The organism is Psychrobacillus syltrankelensis, assembly GCF_055454035.1.
The window spans coordinates 2,055,737-2,074,172 of the sequence record NZ_CM144227.1 but is presented as its reverse complement, the minus strand read 5'-3'; the positions used below and the strand labels follow the sequence as shown (position 1 = coordinate 2,074,172).

Sequence of the window (18,436 nt, the reverse complement as noted above, 5' to 3'; positions counted from 1 at the left end):
TTTAGGCTTGTATGGCATAAACCTCAATTTTCATCACAACGTATTACAACCATATTACGGGTGCCTGGCACCCGTAATGTGGTTGTAATGTTTGTGTTATAATATGGAAAAATGTATGTTTGGAGGATTATGATGAAACTAAAAATTTTGCATACGAACGATGTACATAGTAACTTTGAAAACTTCTCTAGAGTTGCAACACTCATTAGGCAATTTAAGGACGAGCACACGTTAATACTAGATGGTGGAGATTTTGCTGATTTTAAAAGTATTGAGTTGCAAGGAACACGGGGTATTGCTGCAATTGAATTATTAGAAGCTGTTGGTTATGATGCTCTTACTATTGGAAACAATGAAATGTTCAATGGGGTAGATACACTTGAACATATGGCTAGTAATAGTTCTTTTCCTTTCATTAGCAACAATCTATTTAAAAAAGACAAAACACAGATTAATGGTGTGTTCAAAAGCGTAATATTGAATAAAAATGGACTTCGGATATTAATCACTGGATCTTCTCCTAATATGGGTGAGTTTAATGACGGTATTGGAATTCACATGACGGATTATAAAGAATCCATTGTGGAAGAAATAAAAAGAAATGCAGGGAATTATGATATTTGTATTCTTTTAAGTCACGTTGGAACATTTGCTGATGAACCTATCGCATTGGAAATTCCCGAAATTGATATTATTATTTCAGCACATGATCATAAACTTTTTAGCGAAGCAAAAGTAATTAATAAAATAATCATGAACAGTGCTGGAAATTACGGGGAACATTTAGGGATTCTTGAACTTGAAATTAAAGAAGGTGAAGTAAAACTGCTCCATTCAGAAACAATTTCATCAAAGGATGCGGAAAAAGACGAGCACATATTAGAATTACTAAAAACAAATAAAGAAAAAGCAATTGAAGTACTTAGCCAACCAATCTATTCACTCAAGCAGCCTTTATGGCATGATGTTATCGAAGAAAATCCATTAACTAATTTAATTGCAGATGGTTTAAAGGATATGCTGAATTGCGATATAGGACTTATCAATAGTGGAATTTGTAATGCAGGAATATTTCAAGAAATGACTAAGAAAAAATTGATTGAAGTATGCCCATCACCTTTAAATCCTACTTCTTTTGAAATCAAAGGCAAATACATAAAGGTAGCGATTGAACAATCCTTAGATTCTCAGATTTGCTTGGCAGATGGAAGAGGACCGGGCTTCAGAGGGAAATTTGTTGGTCGATTGCATATAGCAGGAGCAGAAGTTGTTCATGATGGAAAACATATACGAGCAATTTATGTGAATGAAAATCTGTTAGAAGATGAAACATGGTATACAGTGGCAAGCTCCGATTATTTACAAAGAGGCTCAGGATATGAAAGTCTTGCAAACAATCGAAATGAAAAATATCTAGCAGAAGAAATAAAAGATGTTATTCGTCTATATGCTAATAAAAAAGATTTTTTTGAAAAAGCATATGTGAATAGATGGAAAGAATCATCTATAGAGGGAGTGGTTCAATGAAAGAACATGAACCGCAAAAAATTAGACAAAGAGGAATTATAATAGGGCGTCTACCAGTTGGAGAAAAGAATTGTATTACCGATGTTGAAGGTGTCAAAGTAGGACATGTTACATTAGACCATCCTTTAGAAGATGGAGAATATGTATGCACTGGTGTAACGGCAATTTTACCACATGGCGGTAATTTGTTTCAGCAAAAAGTAGTTGGTGCAAGTTATGTATTAAATGGATTTGGTAAAACAACTGGGCTTGTACAAGTGGATGAATTAGGTTTAATTGAATCGCCAATTATGCTAACAAATACATTTGCAATTCCTGCAGTCACGCAAGGCACATTGGAGTATATGTTAGAGCAAAACGTAGAGATTGGTGAATCTACTGGAACGGTCAATTTAGTTGTAGGAGAATGTAATGACAGTAGATTAAACTCGATTCGTAAACTGGTCATTAAACCTGAGCATGCGATTGAATGTATTCAAAAGGCTTCCACAAATCCCTCCTCAGAAGGTGCGGTTGGAGCAGGAAAAGGGATGATTTGTTTTGGTTACAAAGGTGGAATTGGTTCCGCTTCGCGTCTAGTTCAGGATAGGGATGTAACTTATACATTAGGTTGCTTAGTTCTAAGTAATTTTGGAAGAAAAGAAGACTTCTTAACCGCACTTTATAAAATGAAAGAAAAGTCAAACGTCCCAACTTTTCCAAAGCCAGCAGATGGATCCATTATGATTGTTCTCGCGACGAATGCGCCCCTTAGTAGTAGACAGTTAAAGCGGTTGGCAAAGAGGTGTGGAATCGGGCTAGGAAGAACAGGAAGTCATTTTAGTAATGGCAGCGGAGATATAGTCATTGCTTTTTCTACAGCACAATTTGTTTCGCATTTTTCAGAGGGAAGTGTTGAAACAAGGCAGCAACTAAGGGATGATCATCCGATTATGAATGATCTTTTTCTAGGAGCAGTGGAAGCTACAGAGGAAGCAATTTTAAATTCCTTGTCACAAGCAATAACAACTATAGGACGCATGGGCAATATCGCATATGCTTATCCGTTTGAATGAAAAAGCGGAACTGACTTATAAATCCCTTGAATAAAACGCAAGAAGAAATTTTCTTCTTGCGTTCTTCCATTGGTTGCTTTAAAAGGAAAATCTGTTGCTCTTCCAAATTATTTAGTTGCTCTCATGACCTACTTGGTTGCTGTTACACTATATTTAATCTCTCTTAGCCATTTATTTGAAAGTAAATTGAAACTTATGCTTTAAACTCTAACTTTAATTTACCCTCTACAAATGAAAGACTAGCATTAAATGTTTGCCCATTTTCTGCAACGAATCCTTTTATTTCATTTGTTTTTCCTTTTGTACAAAGAAGCTTAATCTGACTAGGAGTGATTTTCTTTTTCAAAAAGAAACCATTAAAGGTTTGTGTACAACCTTTTTTATAATTAGTGCATCCATAAAAACCTTTTCGGGCAACGATTGAACCCTCCTTACATTTTGGGCAAGGTACAATTGGTTCCTGCTTATATGAGGAATACTTAGAGTTAGAAGTTTTAGTAGGGATAAGTTTTATATCAATATTTTTCAATTTTAATTGATTCGGAACTTCTTGTAATAAGCTATGAATGAATTTAGCAATGCTCCCCAAAAAACGTTCTTGTGATCCTTCTCCATTACCGATCTTTCGCAAATACGTTTCCCATTTTGCTGTCATAGAGGGGCTTGCTAGAAGATTCCCTTCAATTGCTTGGCAAAGGACTCGTCCTTTATCAGTAATTGATACAATATTTTTCGTTACATTAATATAGCTATGTCGTTTAATTGTTTCAATAATTCCACTTCTCGTTGCTTCTGTTCCAAGACCTTCTACTTCTTTTAAAATTTCCGTCTCCTCTTTGTCCTCCACAAGTTTTCCACAAGTTTTCATCATGGCAATTAGTTGTCCTTCTGTATAAGGTTTAGGAGGAATAGTCTTACCTTCTTTTATTGCAATATCACTCGCTACCTTTTCCTGTTCACATAAAGAAGGCAACGTTGGTTCTTCTTTCTCGTTTTCTTTAGAGGAACGAACGAACAATGCTTTCCAACCTTTATCCCGCTCCGTTTTTCCTGTTGTAAAGAAGGGTAATCCATTTACATCCGTAGTCACTTTTGTTTCTGTATATAAATAGTCGTTATGAAACATTGCGAGCGTTGTGCAGACGATTTCCTCGTATAAGTTTCTTTCCATACTGGACAATTTAGCAATTACGGCTTGTGACGGAATCTTTTTCGTCGGTATGATGGCGTAATGCTCTTGTACTTTTGAACTGTCCACATATCGCTTCTTTGGAGTGAGCGAACTGATAGGAAACGACTGTCCGATAAGCAGCTGATAGTCTGTCACTTTGGCAGCAAGATAAGAGAACTCACTAGGTGTAATGTAACGTGAATCCGTCCGAGGGTACGTAACAAGTTTCTTTTCGTAGAGAACCTGCATTGTTTTCAAGACATTTGCTGGACTAATTTTCCATAACCGATTTGCTGTTGCTTGCAATGTTGATAGGGAATGGAGTTGCGGTGGTGGTATGCGCTTATCCTGTTTCTCTATGGAAGTAATAATTCCTGGCGAATTTGGTTGAATAGCATGTTTAGAAAGAAGTTCTTCAATAATTTCTTTTTTCGGTTCCTTTGCCTTTGCTTTCCCCTTATACGTTCCTTTTTCTGCATTAAATGTAGCCTCGATTTCATAAAATGGCTCCGAAACAAAGTTCTCAATCTCCATTTGCCGTTGATAAATCAAATAAATAGTTGGTGATTGTACTCGCCCAATCGGAAAAACATCTTTAATTCCTTGTGATTGCAATAAAAGAGAATAAAGGCGAGAACCATTCATTCCGACTAACCAATCACTTATTTGACGAGCCTTTGCTTCCTCATATAGTAGAAGGTCTTTACGATTATCTTGTAAATTAGCAAATCCTTTTCGTACTTCGTCTACTTCAAGTGAATTAATCCATAATCGTTTAATTTTTTGACCTCTTGCTCCAGACTGATTGTATATACTATAGAAAATATTAGAACCTTCGCGATCCACGTCGCATGCGTTTATAACCGTATCAGTTGATTTCATTAGCCTTTTCACAATAGTGAACTGTTTGAATTTTCCCTTGGTAACTTGGAATTCATATCGGTCTGGCAAAATAGGTAAACTATTAAGGGACCATTTATCCCACTTCGGGTCGTATGCTTTAGGTTCTTTTAACTCAACAAGATGGCCGATTCCCCAAGTTATATAAGCACCTTCGGGGAAAGTTGGACATGGATTAATTTCCAAGTATCCTTCATATTTCTTGACTGAAAAAGCATCTGCATATGCCTTTGCTTGGCTTGGCTTTTCAGCTAGTATTACTGGTTTCAAGAAATTTCACCTCTTTTGTGATAATAAAACATTCGTTCTTATTATCATGCAATACTTCTTAATATTTATCAAATAATAAATGTGAGAGCATTTTTAAGCTTGTTGCAAAAATTGTAGCAAACGCAAATAAAAATCCCATTCCCTTTAGAGATTGGGAATGGGATCTAATATAAATCATTTATGAGCAATAATAACTAATTTGCCCTTATCTAGTTCTTTTTCAGCCTCGGCAGCTTCTTCTTTTGATAAACCAGTTGCTTCCATTTTGCTTCTTAGTTCATCACCACGAGATGTAAATAAATTTTTCATGGAATCAAGGAAGCCTTGTTCTTTAATACCAACGTCTTTCGTATCTAAAGCGTCGTTAATATCGTCGGATCTTTCTTTGAAATGGGCGAAAATATGAATGTTGTCTCGTGAATATCCCTGTGTCTCAAGTTTCTCTATTTCTTGTTTTGCTTGTACGGCATTTTCTACAGTTAATTTGAGTGTCATTAAAATTCCTCCATTTTTCTTTTTTGTGTTCTAACTATCTTTACCCGCCTTGTGAAGATTTAAACAAAATGATGGTAGGAGAATTCAAAAGTGTGAAAGAATATAATGATTTTGATATGCTTAAAAGAAAAAAGATTGGAAGTTGAATAAATGGAAAATAAAATGGAACAAATAGCAAGATTTAAAGCAGCACTGGGCAATTATCCCACAGGTGTTACTGTTGTAACTGCTTTTAATAAAGACGGAAAACCAATGGGATTGACGGTTAATTCCTTCGCATCGGTTTCGCTAGAACCTTTGCTCATCTTATGGTCTATTGACAAAAGAGTATATTCTTATAATGATTTTTTAAAAGTAGATAAATTCACCGTTAATATTTTGTCGGCTGATCAAGGAGATTTATGTACGTTATTTTCAAGTAAGGTAGAGGATCGATTCAGTCAATGCGATTGGAAGGAATCGTCATTGAATTTGCCTGTGCTCACGAATTCACTTGCAGCTTTGCAATGTAAAGTGTTTAAACAAATTGAAGCTGGGGATCATACAATTTTGATTGGTGAAGTTCTAGATATTCAAAATGAAGATAAAGATCCTCTGTTATATCATAGAAGAAATATTGGTGCCATCCCCGAAGAATTTTATAATTAATATATCAAAAAAGGATATCCACATGAGATATCCTTTTTGCATTTAAATTATTGTAAATCGATTTAGCGAGGCATTGGGTATCCATGATACCCAGGATATCCGTGATATCCCGGATAGCCGCCTTGTTGCCAGTGATGACCATGGTGCCCAGGATATCCATAATGACCATAAGTCATATTTTGGACTGGGTACCCATGATAACCTTGTTGATAGTATGGTTGTTGATACATCGGATATCCTTGTTGTCCGTAAGGCATAGGATATCCCTGTTGCATTTGTCCTCCTTGAAATGGTTGAACCATTCTTCTTCACTCCTTTTTTATCATTCCAAGTAGCATATGTAAAAGAGGGCAGATGGACTGGGATAAAAAAAGAAAATGAGAAATTCCTCATTAAACTTTCATGAATTTCTTAAAAAAGCTTCGGTAACTTTTCATAAGCACCTGTCAAAATAGAGATTGTAAGAAAGCTTCACAATAATTTTTAGGAGGAATACAGATGAAAAAGAAAATGATTATCCCTGCTTTAGCAGCAACACTGATTGGAGGAGCAGTTGCAGGTAATAGCCTATTTTCTACTGCTTTTGCGAGTGGAAAAGCACCAGTAACGAACCAAGTGGAAGATCAAAAAGACGATGACAATATTACTGAACTTCAAGCAAAAGCAAAATTAACTTTAGATGAGGCACAAGTAATCGCACTAAACAAAGTGGCAGGTACTGTAAAAGACTCTGAGTTAGAAGATGAAGACGGCGTAGTAGTTTATAGCTTTGAAATTAAAACAGCCGCTGGTGACGTAAATGATGTAAAAGTTAATGCAGAAAATGGCAACATTGTTAAAGTCGAAAATGATGCAAAAGACGAAGAAAATGGTACTGAAGAAGGAAATGATGGTGAAGAAAATGACGATAATATCGCAGATCTTCAAGCTAAAGCAAAACTGACTTCAGATGAGGCACAAGTAATTGCATTAAAAGAAGTACCTGGAACTGTTAATAAATCTGAACTAGAAGATGAAGATGGTGTAGTAGTTTATGGATTTGAAGTAAAAACAGCTTCTGGTGATGTGAAAGACGTGAAAGTGGATGCTGCTTCAGGAAAAATTGTAAAAGTGGAAGCGGATAATGAAGACGAAGGTCAAGAAGATAACGAATAATCTTATTTATTTAGGAAAGGGTGGGTTGGACCCATCCTTTCCTTTTCTTCTTTAATTACTAATTAGAAGGAGGTACAACATGATTCAAACGAAGGATTTAACAATGGAATACCCAAATGGGTTCACCGCGGTTAATCGATTAAGTTTACATGTAAAAGAAGGAGATATTTATGGTTTTTTAGGACCAAATGGTGCTGGTAAAACAACAACTATTCGTATGCTAGATGGTCTATTAAAGCCAACATCGGGGGAAGTTCTAATTCAAGGGAAAAGTGTTATTCGGAATGAACGGGAAATTAGAAAAATGATAGGTGTATTACCGGAGTCACATGGATACTATAACTGGATGACAGGAGCAGAGTATTTACTATTCTTTGCACAACTGTATGGAGTGGATAAAAGTAAACAAAAAGAGCGAGTAGAAACAGTACTTCATCAAGTTGGTATGACAAGTAAAGCAAATATTCCTATTGGACAATATTCTCGAGGGATGCGACAACGAATTGGTATTGCAAAGACCATTATTCATGAGCCCGTTCTTATTTTTTTAGACGAACCTACACTTGGTTTAGATCCTCAAGGACAAAAAGATATTCAAATGATTTTACATGATTTAAACAAAAAACATGGAGTTACGATATTCATCACTTCTCATTTACTCAAAGAAATCTCCGAAATATGTAATCGTGTGGCTATTGTAAAAGAAGGGAATCTAATAGAAGAAGATTATTTAGATTCACTTTTGAACAAATATGGACCATTGAAAGCAGACACTACGGAACCAATTACTTTGGAAGAGGTATTCTTTTACCTTACAGAACAGGAAGATAAGGAGATGCATCTATGATAACGGCGCTTATCCGGAAAGAAATAAAAGAAAATGTCTTTTCTAAAAAAAGCTTATGGATATATTTTGCTGTGACTATTTTGTTTAGTGGTCTTGCATTAAGTTTTGTCTCTGTGAAAGAACTAAGTTTACTTGCTCAAGTAGAAGTAAATATGACTTTCATGAAAGTAGTTTTAGGTATTAGTATTTTAGTAACAATCATTATTGGATCGAATATGTATGCAGGTGAAAGAGAAAGAGAGACGCTTGAAAGTCTCTTATTATCCCCATTGTCTAAAGCGCAAATTACTTTTGGAAAATTAGTCGGTTTGCTCTTATTTTGGTTCATTATTTCTTTACTATCTCTTCCATACTTTTATGCACTAGCTATGGGTACAGATATATTTTTGAAAGCAATTATCTTTCTCTATTTCATTTGTTTTCCATTAGTCATTGGATTTTCAGCATTATCTCTAGGCTTTTCTGCAATTCTCTCATCTACTAAGAGTTCTACACTTTTAGCGTTTGTCTTATTTTTAGTTACGGCAATTCCAATGTTCTTATCAACAACGATGAAAAAAAGTGGATTTGCGCATATCGTTGACACAATTAGTCCATTATCACGATCCATGCTTACGTTAAAGGATTACTTTGTAAATCGCCTCGGCTTCATGGTATTGATGGTAGATCTACTACCGGTAATCATCTTCTTAGTAATAAGTATTGCGATATTGTTGTTTGCAAACAATAAAATCACGCTCAAAGGAGGAGAATAGAATGAAAAAAATATGCATTTCTTTGGCATTCCTCTTCTCTTTTTTAGTAATGCAAACAAGTGGAGTCGTATCTGCATCAGATACAGTTGATATTAAAATCCTTTCACCCGATGCAGTGGAAAATTATCCAGGTCTTGAAACGACAGTGCAAGTCGAAATTACCAATCTGTCGAACAAAGAACTGAAGAATGCGATGGCTTACATTACAATGGCAGATATTGGGAAACATATGACAGTAAATTTAGAGGACTACGGTGCAGATGTACCCGTTTTACTGGATACTTTAAAGCCACAGCAATCTGTAAAAGCTGAATTACCAATTCGTTTTGTGTATACAAGTAAATATAAGTTGTATGTAACGGTAAGTAGTGACGATGATCAACAAATACATTCTAGTAAGTCAATACCCGTGCATATTTTAGGAAATACGAAAATTGATCCACTTATTGTGCAAATTGTATCGATCGCGATGCCAGCAATATTGCTCCTCTTATTATTTTTCGCAAGAACAAGAAAAAAAAAATAAAGAAATTTGTCTGTTCTACCATTGTTCGATAACATGTAGATAACCTAATTCGTGGGAGGGTTCACATTGAAAAAAGTATTAATTATTGAAGATGAGGAAAGTATTACAGAGTTTCTAGAGCTCGAACTTAAACACGAAGGCTTTGATGTAACGGTTATACATGATGGTAGAGATGGATTAGAAGCTGCATTAATTCAACATTTTGATCTTATTCTTTTAGATTTAATGCTTCCTCACTTAAATGGAATAGAAGTTTGTAGAAGAATTCGAGTGGCGAAAGAAACACCGATTATCATGCTTACTGCAAGAGATAGCGTAATGGACCGTGTCATGGGTTTAGATGTTGGAGCAGACGATTATATGTCAAAGCCTTTTTCCATTGAAGAACTATTAGCAAGGATGCGAGTAATTTTTCGCCGAAATGAACGGCATGAAGAAGATGTAGTGAAATATTTGAAATTCAAGGAAATTGAAGTCGATACTATTTCACGAACAGTTATGAAAGGTAATGAAGAGATTCCATTGACAAAGAGAGAATATGAACTTCTTTTAATATTTTTAAAAAATGTAAATCGTGTCCTTCCGCGTGAACTAATTCTCGAGAAAATATGGGGATATGAAACAGAGGTAGAAACGAATGTGGTAGATGTGTATGTAAGATATTTGCGAAACAAAATTAATATAGATGATAACAACTATATCCACTCTATCCGTGGAGTAGGTTATGTGATGAAATGATGAAAAAGTTAAAGCTAAAGTGGAAGATTGTTTTATGGGCAACTGCGCTTATGATTGGTTTGTTTGTTTCTTATAATATATTGCAGTACTTTGTTATAAACAGTTGGATGATTCATTATGAAGAGCAATCTATCGAAAAAAAGATGACTACTATTCAAAACTACTATTCCAATCAGAAACTATCTATCCAGCTTATTAAGGAAAATGAAACGTTTGTTAAATCCATTAATGAGAAGTCAGAGACAATTCGAATTTTGGATAAAGACGGGAATAGCATTGTGGCGGTGAGTGAAGAAGAATTATTGCAAATACCTTCACATTTAGTCCAAAATGAACAGTTTGAGTTGATCAAATCGGGTGATGACCGTCTGCTTATTTACCGAGAACCATTAGTTGGTACGAGTTTCGTAGGGACAATTGAAATTGTACGAAACATGGAGATTTTCGATGGTCTTTTAAGTCAATTTGGATTTGTAATGTTTTTGTCAGGGATTGGTGCAGTTTTCTTAAGTTTAATAGGAGCACTTTTTCTTTCCAAACAAATAGTTAGTCCAATTCAGGATATTTCCAAAACACTTGCAAGAATTAAAAAATTCGGTTTAGAAGAAAGAGTAAAGGTTCAACCTACACAAGACGAAATTTCTGAATTAGCGATCCACTTTAATGAGCTAATGGATCAATTAGAAACTTCTTTCAACCAGCAAAAACAATTTGTGGAAGATGCTTCTCATGAATTAAGAACCCCTTTATCTGTATTGAATGGAAACTTAATGATGTTGAACAGGTGGGGAAAAGAAGAGGTGGAAGTGTTAAATAAATCATTAGCGTCTTCCTTGAAAGAAGTGGATCGCATGGATAAATTGGTGAAAGATTTATTAGAGCTATCTAGACTCGATTCTGAGAAAACAATAAATACTGAGATTCCTTTGATTAATCCAAAAAAGGTTATTGAAAAAGTTGTAAATGACTTTGAAATTACACACTCTGAGTTCGGTTTTTCTTTTCAATTATATGATGACACCCCTCTAGCAATAAAAGAGGGACACTTAGAACAACTGCTTACAATATTAATCGATAACGCGATAAAGTATTCAAAGGATGATAAAAGAGTGAACATAAATTATCGTCAGCGGAAATTGAGTGTTCAAGATTTTGGAATCGGAATTTCAGAAGAGAATGTTCCCAAAGTTACAGATCGATTTTATCGAGTGGAAAAGTCGCGCAATCGGAAAAAAGGTGGATATGGTATTGGGCTCTCTATTGCTCAAAAGTTAATGGATTCTTATAAAGGTAGTTTAGTGATTGAAAGTCAGTTAGGTCAAGGTACCTCTGTTACCCTTACATTTCCAAAACTACATCAAAAAACGAACTACTAGAAGATTAAACTTTTAGTAGTTCGTTTTATTTTATTCGCCAACATAAAAAAGCTTAAACAAGATTTCTCTTTGTGGAACCTTTAAAGTATCAAACTTTTTAAGGAAAGCATTTTTGTCGTAGGAAGCATGATAAATATTAATTTTTGGTTTTATTTGCGAGAAGTCAATAATTGCATAAGGAGCAGTATTTTCTTTAGACACTCCTAGTGCACCAGGATTTAAGTAAGTTTGGTGTTCGTTGGAAAATAAATGCTCTGGATGATGATGCCCAAAACAAATAATATCAGCTGGATAATTAGCGTACATTTTCTCCATATTCTCTAAGGATGGTTCCATTATACTGTAAAAAGGTTCATCCTTTATATGGGCATCGCGCTTAGCTAATTCTATATGATAATGAATTCCCATAATACGAGTACCATTTATTTGTTTTTCTACCATTCGTGGTAGTTGTTTTAGATTCTTAAAATTGTCTGTGGATAATCGTTCAGCAATCCATTTGTGATGTTCACGAGTATGTTTATAACTATCAGGATGACCTTCTCCTGTAATGAGCGATAAAATAGCTTCATCATGATTGCCCGTAATCATACGAATATCTGGACGTGCAAACAGTAAATTGAGCACTTCGTTTGTATCTGGACCCATCGCAATCATGTCCCCAAGACACCACACCTCTTCAATATCATGAAGCTTATCAATTTCATGAAGAACTGCTTTTAATGCTATTTCGTTGCCGTGAACGTCTGTGATGATAGCAAGTTTCATATGTTTCCACTCCTAAAAGTTGCAGCTAATCTGCGGTATCCATGTTTTTAATAGATTTCTTTTTCTTTTTAAGTAAATAATATAGTACGATCGCGACCACTATAATTATCCAAATAACGTATTCATTCCAGTCGGCAAAAAATATACCAGCGGGAATTAAAGACAACACAAAAAAATAAAGAAAGTTTCCAATTGTAGTTGCAAGCAAATAGGGAAGAATTCGGATGGTACTTAGCCCAGCTAAAATGTTGACCAAACTTGTTGGGACAAAGGGGAAGATCCTCGCTTGGAATACATAAGCAAAACCATTAGCATCTAATTTTTCGAGTAACTTAGGATGAAACTTTTCTTTAATTGTTTCTTGAAAAATATAGCGTACACAACAATAGACAATGATAGAGGCAAGAATGCTTGTAAGCCAGCTCCATAAAAACCCATTGATAAAACCAAACAACGATATATTAAGTGTAATAACAAGTATTAACGGAAATATGGTAATAGAATTTTGAATTAACATAACTAAAAATAAAAAGAATAGTGCATACCCCATGTTTTTCTTTAAAAAAATTTGAACTGCATCTAAATCTCCGTTGAAAAGTAATTTAATTAGGTCTTTATTTAATAAGATAAACAGAACGAAAAGTAATAATCCAACCCATATTAACCATTGCTTCTTTGTGAGATTGTTTATAATTTTTTTCATGCGTCACCTGTACTTTCCATTTATACTATTATATATCAAGGCTGTTTATTCAATCCTATAAAATTGCATATGAAAGGAAAAAACGAAATGAAATTGAAAAGAACAATTATTGAAAAATTAAACTTGATAAAATTTTGGAAAGTGATTTGACGAATTAATATTAGATAATTCCAAGAGAATAAATCTGATCTTGTCATTATATTTGTATTTAATCTAGAGGATTATTTTAAAATTCAAATTTAGAGCATGAAACGTTCTTCACAAATTAACATGATTTCCGCTATAGGCGTACGCTACGGGTGGAGCGATGAGCCATCACCGTCGTATAAGTCTCATCTGTATCACTCATCCCGCTTGAGTCGCCGCCTGTCGCTCCAAACAATAAATCAATCAATTAGGAATTATTTAATATTAAATGCTATTTATGAAATTTATTCAAATATAAAATTAACTGTGAAAAATGGTTATCTACATTGCTTATCCAAAAGTATATTGAGCGAGAAGATATGATCGGCTTGGGAAAATTAAAGTAGGTACTCCGAGAAGTCAATGTGTAGATGATTGCATAAATATTGTTGAAGATATTATAAAGTATTTGGAACAGAATGAGAAATTACTTTTCCTAACTCCAGGTACACGATGTGTAAGACGAAGATACACACAAGAATGAAGACTACTTGAGGTGCATTAATTCTTGGATAGAGCAAGGACTTGTATAGAAGAAAAGAGGGAAAATAATGGAATATAGAGGATCAAGTGTTTATGACCAATCGGAGTTCTTTGCAAATTATATGAAAAGAAGGAGCAGGGAAGACAGTCCTAATAACGCTATTGAAGGACCAATTATGTATGAACTTATTGGAAACTTTCAAGAACAGTACGTTCTAGATTTAGGTTGTGGTGATGCCACTTTTGGGAAGGAATTATTGGTGAAAGGTGCAAAGTATTACCACGGTGTAGAAGGTTCGAAACAAATGGTGGATGCAGCAAAAAAGCATCTCTCGGGTATGAATGGAACAATACATTTAAACACAATGGAGACTTTTCATTTTCCAAAAAATAAATTTGATATTGTAACCTCACGTTTTGCAATCCATTACGTAGAGGATGTCCAAAAATTATTTACGAATGTGTATAATGCATTAAAAGAAAATGGTAAGTTCGTTTTTAGTGTTCAACACCCGCTTACAACTTCTAGTTTTGTTAGTAAACAATCAGGGGAAAGACGTGAAAACTGGGTAGTGGATGATTATTTTATCGAAGGAGAACGAAACGAACCATGGATAGATGAAGTGGTTGTCAAGCACCATCGTACAATAGAACACTATTTTAGTGCTCTAAAAATGGTGGGATTCCAAGTAGTAGAATTACGGGAAGGTACCCCAAAACGTGAACATTTTAGCAGTGAAGAGGAATTCAAAAGAAGACAAAGAATTCCCGTTGTCCTGGCTTTTTCTTGTGTGAAATAGAGAAATTGCTATGATTTTAACAATCATTTCATCAGACTGTAGGCAAACTCTATAAAATGAGTTGTCTACAGTCTTTTTAAAACAGGACATCACTTTTTTACATCTATTTGAGATTGTTGAATGAATGAGGATAAAAATACTCAAACTGTATTGAAAAGGAGTGTTTTCATTGAGTTTAATGGAAGAATCTATAAAAAAGTATGCTCAACCTTTCAAAACAAAACAAGATTTAACAACCTTAATAGAAGCTATTGGTGATGCTAAAATTGTCCTTTTGGGGGAAGCGAGTCACGGCACATCTGAGTTTTACAAAGTTCGTGCAGAATTATCAAAACGTTTAATAGAAGAAAAGGAATTTACGCTTATTGGTGTGGAGGGAGATTGGCCTTCGACGCAGCATATAAATAGATATATTAAAGGCTACACGGATGAACAAACCAACGCGGAAGAAGTGCTAAAAGCATTTAAGCGGTGGCCGACTTGGATGTGGGCAAATGAAGAAATAGCAGAATTTATTACATGGTTAAAGATGCATAATGGACAAAATGAGACGAAAGAGAAAGTTGGATTCTATGGAATCGATGTATATAGTTTGTGGGAATCCTTAGATGAAGTGATTACATATTTAAGTAATACAAATCCAAAAGGAATTGAATTGGAGTATGCTAAAAAAGCATTCTCTTGTTTTGAACCATATAACCGTCATCCCGAAACTTATGCCATTTCTTCAATTAACATTTCTGAAGCATGTGTAGATGAGGTGTCAAAACTACTGACTACCATTCGTACTAAAGAGGAAAATTATAGTGACATAAAAGAGGCAGACTTAAATTTAAAAATAAATGCTCTGGTTGCTAGGAATGCGGAAGAATATTATCGCGCAATGGTTCGAAGTGATGAGTTGTCCTGGAATATTCGAGATGAGCATATGGTAGAGGCGATTAATGAAATAATGGACTACCATGGGAAAAAAACGAAAATAATCATTTGGGAACATAATACGCATATAGGAGATGCTTCAGCAACCGATATGGCTGCTTCAGGTATGGTGAATGTCGGGCAAATTCTTCGATCGCAAAATAAAATTGAAGATGTTTTTGCTGTTGGATTTGGAACGCATAGAGGTACTGTTATCGCGGCGAATGAATGGGATGCTCCATATAAACAGATGGATGTACCCCCTGCGAAAAAAGACTCTTGGGAAGATGCATTATATGCTGCTGGGGCATTTGATAAGCTATTGATTTTTAATGAAAAAAATCGTTCAATGTTTAATGAGTTGATTGGTCATCGCGCAATTGGGGTCGTATATCATCCTGATTATGAAGCATATGGCAATTATGTACCCTCTAAAATAGCGTCGCGATACGATGCTTTTATTTATATCGATCAAACAAAAGCGCTTTCACCTTTAGGAACAGACGAATAAAAATGTAAAGGCTGCTCAAATTATGTTGGAGCAGCCTTAATTGTTAATAAATCATTTGAACAACTAAACGTTTTATTGTTTCCTTCATCCTATTCTGAATGGCTTCTTTTTCTAGTAAAAAGTAAGAGGATTTCAAGAAATTCTTAAATGCTAGTTGAGCATAATACGGTTGTAAATCACCATTTGAAGCAGCACGATTATCTGCAAGTAACTGTTCTAATTGTTTTAGCCAAGATACTATGAAATCTTCACTGAGGTGATATTTAGTTAGTGTTACAAATGCACGAGCCAACCGTTCTTCTTCATCATCTTGATAGCCATGAGCAATGGTAAGAAAACGTTCGATATGGTGCAAAATCTTTACGGCATCATCTTCGGTTGCATTTGGATGTTTAATAATGGAATCTAATAAGTCAGCGCCATGTGCAACAGCATGAGCCCATCCCTTTTTCTCTACATATCCCCGTAAGTCTGATTCTTTTCCCATATATTCATGAGTTGCATCAATAACTTTTCGTACTAAATCTTTACTAATTATTTGTTTAGTAGAATCGTATTCTAATATTGCGGCATAAAAAAGTGTAGTAAACGACCGAGTGAATACAGAATCACTCATGGAAGTATTTAAATCTAATTTTAATAAGTTGTTCTCTAGTAGTGTGTTTATTATGTATTCCAATTGCTCTTCACTGAGATGATCTCCTGTTACTAATGTCCAAAAAGCGCTGTAAATAAGTTTATCCCTCAATATTGGGTCTGTAGAACCGATATTTATCATCATTTCATTCAAAACTTCCGATGAAACAATTTTCAAGTCTCCTGAAATAATGCTTTGTAGAATGTCTTTGAAATTGGACATATTTTTCTCCCTTAAAATGAATTTATTGGTATTAATGATGAAAGAAAAATTAAGAAAGGTCAACTAAAATTTGGGTTATAAATTGTAAATTTGTCTAAAGTGACAGTATTATCTAATAATTTCGTGTTAAACTAGTATTAATTAATTTTGTAATATGGGAGGTATAAAGTGAAATTTTGGCGCAAATTTTTAGTAATTATAGTTACTATTTTTATGGTAAGTGGAGCACTGTTTATACCTGTAACAGTTGATTCTAGCGTTGAAGCTGCTGCTTCCTATTCGAACTTAAAAAATACGATAAATAATATTATGATGGATAGTAGAATGAGGAATGCCTCTACCAGTGTGACTATTCGAAAAGCCTCTACTGGGGAAGTAGTGTATCAGCATTATGCAGATAAAGAGATTACTCCAGCATCCTCACTAAAATTATTAACTGGAGCAGCTGCCTTAGATACGCTAGGTGAAAATTATCGTTTTTCTACATCTGTTTTAACAAATGGGAAAGTGAAAAATGGAACATTAAATGGTAATTTGTATCTAAGAGGTCAAGGGGACCCAACTCTTTTGAAATCACAGTTCGATAATTTTGCAGAAGGATTAGTGAAGCAAGGAGTAAAACGTGTATCAGGAAATTTAGTCGGGGATGATACATGGTTTGACTCGGTTCGTTTGTCTGCTGGTATTTTAGCAGAGGATGAGCCTTACTATTACGCTGCACCGATATCTGCATTGACACTTTCACCAAATGATGATTTTGATGCTGGCTCTGTTATCGTTGAAGCGATACCTTCAGTAAATGGAAAAGCTACGAAGGTAACGTTAACTCCTATAACCAGTGTATTACAAGTAGTCAATAATTCTAAAACAGTTCCCAAAGGCAACAAAAACACGTTGAAAATAACTCGGCAAGTTGGAACGAATAAGGTTGTTGTATCAGGGAATTCACCGATAGGAACTTTGGGCACAAAAGAATGGATTTCTGTAACTAATCCAACTCTCTATGCACTCGATGTTTTTAAAAAATCATTAACGGAAAAAGGAATTACGTTTGCCACTTCCTCGAAAGTTGTTCAAGGTAAAACTCCAGAAAAGGCGCATGTACTATTGTCTAGAAAATCTATGCCGCTAAAAGAATTAATTATTCCTTTTATGAAGTTAAGTAACAATACTCATGCGGAAATGTTAGCAAAAGAGATGGGTAAAGTTAAATACGGAGAAGGGAGTTGGGATGCAGGCCTTAAAGTGATGCGGGATTATGCAGATGCTATAGGGCTAGATAGCGATTATTGGAATTTTGAAGATGCATCAGGAATGTCCTATTCCAACAAAACTACTTCAAATCAATTATCTCAACTACTATATGTTGTCCGTTTTGAACCTTGGTATAACACGTATATGAAAAGCCTTCCAATAGCTGGTGAATCTGATCGATTTATAGGAGGAACACTAAGAAATAGATTGAAAATGGCTCCAGCAAAAGGGAATATTATAGCTAAAACAGGTAGTTTAGAAAATATAAAATCACTTGCCGGTTATGCAAAAACAAAAGATGGAGAAACGCTTATTTTTACGATATTAACGGAAAATGCAAAAACGAGCACTATTCCAGTCATCGACCAAATCGCAACAGCCATCACAAATTTCAAGTAATATTACAGGAGTGTTTCGGGTGCCAGGCACCCGTAACACTTTTGTAATTTTTAGCTTGTTAAGGATAGTTTAAGTATTTGTTTGCATGTACT

Annotated in this window: 18 protein-coding genes; 12 read left to right on the top strand and 6 right to left on the bottom strand. The window is 34.9% G+C overall.

From position 1 onward, the window contains the following. The first annotated feature begins 132 nt into the window (after positions 1–132). Both ACTSKG_RS09995 and ACTSKG_RS09990 read left to right on the top strand, forming a co-directional pair. Positions 133–1,527 (top strand): bifunctional metallophosphatase/5'-nucleotidase, encoded by a 1,395-nt coding sequence (locus ACTSKG_RS09995; RefSeq protein ID WP_464754484.1) that lies wholly within the window; start codon positions 133–135, stop codon positions 1,525–1,527. Beyond that, positions 1,524–2,582, top strand: a complete 1,059-nt coding sequence (locus ACTSKG_RS09990; protein ID WP_464754483.1) for a DmpA family aminopeptidase — start codon at positions 1,524–1,526, stop codon at positions 2,580–2,582. The genes ACTSKG_RS09995 and ACTSKG_RS09990 overlap by 4 nt, the downstream gene beginning before the upstream one ends. 193 nt (positions 2,583–2,775) lie before the next feature. Here ACTSKG_RS09990 and ACTSKG_RS09985 read toward each other — a convergent pair whose 3' ends face one another. After that, positions 2,776–4,923, bottom strand: coding sequence for a type IA DNA topoisomerase (locus ACTSKG_RS09985; RefSeq protein WP_464754481.1), 2,148 nt, complete (start codon positions 4,921–4,923; stop codon positions 2,776–2,778). Positions 4,924–5,097: 174 nt separating this feature from the next. Then, positions 5,098–5,418 carry a YflT domain-containing protein gene (locus ACTSKG_RS09980; protein ID WP_464754479.1) on the bottom strand — a complete coding sequence of 107 codons (321 nt, stop codon included), beginning with the start codon at positions 5,416–5,418 and terminating at the stop codon, positions 5,098–5,100. Between the two features lie 150 nt (positions 5,419–5,568). On the opposite strand from ACTSKG_RS09980, the gene ACTSKG_RS09975 reads away from it, so the two are divergent. After that, on the top strand, positions 5,569–6,066 hold the full coding sequence (locus ACTSKG_RS09975; RefSeq protein ID WP_464754477.1) for a flavin reductase family protein: 498 nt from the start codon (positions 5,569–5,571) through the stop codon (positions 6,064–6,066). 62 nt (positions 6,067–6,128) lie between these two features. On the opposite strand, the gene ACTSKG_RS09970 is transcribed toward ACTSKG_RS09975, so the two are convergent. Next, positions 6,129–6,368 (bottom strand): hypothetical protein, encoded by a 240-nt coding sequence (locus ACTSKG_RS09970; protein ID WP_464754475.1) that lies wholly within the window; start codon positions 6,366–6,368, stop codon positions 6,129–6,131. 196 nt (positions 6,369–6,564) lie between these two features. On the opposite strand from ACTSKG_RS09970, the gene ACTSKG_RS09965 reads away from it, so the two are divergent. From ACTSKG_RS09965 to ACTSKG_RS09940, 6 genes are all read left to right on the top strand, one after another. Further along, positions 6,565–7,221: a PepSY domain-containing protein gene (locus tag ACTSKG_RS09965; RefSeq protein WP_464754473.1), complete on the top strand. Its 657-nt coding sequence runs from the start codon at positions 6,565–6,567 to the stop codon at positions 7,219–7,221. Between the two features lie 79 nt (positions 7,222–7,300). Further along, a complete protein-coding gene (locus tag ACTSKG_RS09960; protein WP_464754471.1) occupies positions 7,301–8,068 on the top strand; it encodes an ABC transporter ATP-binding protein in 768 nt (255 codons plus the stop codon). Beyond that, positions 8,065–8,823, top strand: a complete 759-nt coding sequence (locus ACTSKG_RS09955) for an ABC transporter permease (protein ID WP_464754469.1) — start codon at positions 8,065–8,067, stop codon at positions 8,821–8,823. The genes ACTSKG_RS09960 and ACTSKG_RS09955 overlap by 4 nt, the downstream gene beginning before the upstream one ends. A 1-nt stretch (position 8,824) precedes the next feature. Continuing rightward, complete coding sequence (locus tag ACTSKG_RS09950; RefSeq protein ID WP_464754467.1) at positions 8,825–9,349, top strand: hypothetical protein; 525 nt, start codon at positions 8,825–8,827, stop codon at positions 9,347–9,349. 66 nt (positions 9,350–9,415) lie between these two features. Further along, positions 9,416–10,087, top strand: coding sequence for a response regulator transcription factor (locus ACTSKG_RS09945; protein ID WP_464754465.1), 672 nt, complete (start codon positions 9,416–9,418; stop codon positions 10,085–10,087). Next, positions 10,084–11,463, top strand: a complete 1,380-nt coding sequence (locus ACTSKG_RS09940) for a sensor histidine kinase (RefSeq protein WP_464754463.1) — start codon at positions 10,084–10,086, stop codon at positions 11,461–11,463. The genes ACTSKG_RS09945 and ACTSKG_RS09940 overlap by 4 nt, the downstream gene beginning before the upstream one ends. A 30-nt stretch (positions 11,464–11,493) precedes the next feature. On the opposite strand, the gene ACTSKG_RS09935 is transcribed toward ACTSKG_RS09940, so the two are convergent. Beyond that, positions 11,494–12,231, bottom strand: a complete 738-nt coding sequence (locus ACTSKG_RS09935; RefSeq protein ID WP_464754461.1) for a metallophosphoesterase family protein — start codon at positions 12,229–12,231, stop codon at positions 11,494–11,496. Positions 12,232–12,256: 25 nt separating this feature from the next. Further along, positions 12,257–12,934, bottom strand: a complete 678-nt coding sequence (locus ACTSKG_RS09930; RefSeq protein WP_464754459.1) for a TVP38/TMEM64 family protein — start codon at positions 12,932–12,934, stop codon at positions 12,257–12,259. 737 nt (positions 12,935–13,671) lie between these two features. Here ACTSKG_RS09930 and ACTSKG_RS09925 point away from each other — a divergent pair. After that, the gene (locus tag ACTSKG_RS09925; RefSeq protein WP_464754457.1) at positions 13,672–14,403 is read left to right on the top strand and encodes a class I SAM-dependent DNA methyltransferase; all 732 of its coding nucleotides are present in this window, start codon (positions 13,672–13,674) and stop codon (positions 14,401–14,403) included. A gap of 178 nt (positions 14,404–14,581) precedes the next feature. Further along, positions 14,582–15,832 carry an erythromycin esterase family protein gene (locus ACTSKG_RS09920; RefSeq protein ID WP_464758009.1) on the top strand — a complete coding sequence of 417 codons (1,251 nt, stop codon included), beginning with the start codon at positions 14,582–14,584 and terminating at the stop codon, positions 15,830–15,832. A 43-nt stretch (positions 15,833–15,875) separates the two neighbouring features. Here the strand turns inward: ACTSKG_RS09920 and ACTSKG_RS09915 are convergent, their stop codons facing one another. Continuing rightward, positions 15,876–16,691, bottom strand: a complete 816-nt coding sequence (locus ACTSKG_RS09915) for a DUF2785 domain-containing protein (protein ID WP_464754455.1) — start codon at positions 16,689–16,691, stop codon at positions 15,876–15,878. 168 nt (positions 16,692–16,859) lie between these two features. On the opposite strand from ACTSKG_RS09915, the gene dacB reads away from it, so the two are divergent. After that, positions 16,860–18,344 (top strand): D-alanyl-D-alanine carboxypeptidase/D-alanyl-D-alanine endopeptidase, encoded by a 1,485-nt coding sequence (gene dacB / locus ACTSKG_RS09910; protein WP_464754453.1) that lies wholly within the window; start codon positions 16,860–16,862, stop codon positions 18,342–18,344. Positions 18,345–18,436: the final 92 nt, after the last annotated feature.

What these genes read in the sequence shown, in the direction of transcription:
- ACTSKG_RS09995 (WP_464754484.1), top strand. Translation starts at nt 133, where the DNA reads ATGAAACTAAAAATTTTGCATACGAACGATGTACATAGTAACTTTGAA.
- ACTSKG_RS09990 (WP_464754483.1), top strand. Translation starts at nt 1,524, where the DNA reads ATGAAAGAACATGAACCGCAAAAAATTAGACAAAGAGGAATTATAATA.
- ACTSKG_RS09980 (WP_464754479.1), bottom strand. Translation starts at nt 5,418, where the DNA reads ATGACACTCAAATTAACTGTAGAAAATGCCGTACAAGCAAAACAAGAA.
- ACTSKG_RS09975 (WP_464754477.1), top strand. Translation starts at nt 5,569, where the DNA reads ATGGAAAATAAAATGGAACAAATAGCAAGATTTAAAGCAGCACTGGGC.
- ACTSKG_RS09970 (WP_464754475.1), bottom strand. Translation starts at nt 6,368, where the DNA reads ATGGTTCAACCATTTCAAGGAGGACAAATGCAACAGGGATATCCTATG.
- ACTSKG_RS09965 (WP_464754473.1), top strand. Translation starts at nt 6,565, where the DNA reads ATGAAAAAGAAAATGATTATCCCTGCTTTAGCAGCAACACTGATTGGA.
- ACTSKG_RS09960 (WP_464754471.1), top strand. Translation starts at nt 7,301, where the DNA reads ATGATTCAAACGAAGGATTTAACAATGGAATACCCAAATGGGTTCACC.
- ACTSKG_RS09955 (WP_464754469.1), top strand. Translation starts at nt 8,065, where the DNA reads ATGATAACGGCGCTTATCCGGAAAGAAATAAAAGAAAATGTCTTTTCT.
- ACTSKG_RS09950 (WP_464754467.1), top strand. Translation starts at nt 8,825, where the DNA reads ATGAAAAAAATATGCATTTCTTTGGCATTCCTCTTCTCTTTTTTAGTA.
- ACTSKG_RS09940 (WP_464754463.1), top strand. Translation starts at nt 10,084, where the DNA reads ATGATGAAAAAGTTAAAGCTAAAGTGGAAGATTGTTTTATGGGCAACT.
- ACTSKG_RS09935 (WP_464754461.1), bottom strand. Translation starts at nt 12,231, where the DNA reads ATGAAACTTGCTATCATCACAGACGTTCACGGCAACGAAATAGCATTA.
- ACTSKG_RS09930 (WP_464754459.1), bottom strand. Translation starts at nt 12,934, where the DNA reads ATGAAAAAAATTATAAACAATCTCACAAAGAAGCAATGGTTAATATGG.
- ACTSKG_RS09925 (WP_464754457.1), top strand. Translation starts at nt 13,672, where the DNA reads ATGGAATATAGAGGATCAAGTGTTTATGACCAATCGGAGTTCTTTGCA.
- ACTSKG_RS09920 (WP_464758009.1), top strand. Translation starts at nt 14,582, where the DNA reads ATGGAAGAATCTATAAAAAAGTATGCTCAACCTTTCAAAACAAAACAA.
- ACTSKG_RS09915 (WP_464754455.1), bottom strand. Translation starts at nt 16,691, where the DNA reads ATGTCCAATTTCAAAGACATTCTACAAAGCATTATTTCAGGAGACTTG.